This is a genomic window from Mesorhizobium sp. M1A.T.Ca.IN.004.03.1.1, from assembly GCF_003997555.1.
In the GTDB taxonomy this organism is placed as follows: domain Bacteria; phylum Pseudomonadota; class Alphaproteobacteria; order Rhizobiales; family Rhizobiaceae; genus Mesorhizobium.
Genome location: NZ_RZTV01001068.1, coordinates 1 through 237, shown reverse-complemented (window position 1 = coordinate 237; position 237 = coordinate 1). Strand labels below are relative to the sequence as shown.

Sequence of the window (237 nt, the reverse complement as noted above, 5' to 3'; positions counted from 1 at the left end):
ATCTCCTTCCTGCGCCAGCTCATCACCTATTACGGCGACCAGATGCAGATGGTCGTGCCGAGCTTTCTCGAACATTCGATGCGCTCCTTTACCGAACAGCAGGCTCAGATGCGCGAGCAGGTGAACCGCGCCTTCGGCGAAACGCCGCTCGGCAAGAACCTGCAGTTGCCGATGCAGATGGTCGAGGACCATGTTCGCCGCAACACCGAGCTGTTTCAGCAGGCGATGCAGATGTTC

General features: G+C 58.6%; 1 protein-coding gene. It reads left to right on the top strand.

The features are described 5' to 3' along the window. On the top strand, positions 1–237 hold a 237-nt coding region (locus EOD29_RS34945), incomplete at both ends, for a PHB accumulation regulatory domain-containing protein (protein WP_348630480.1).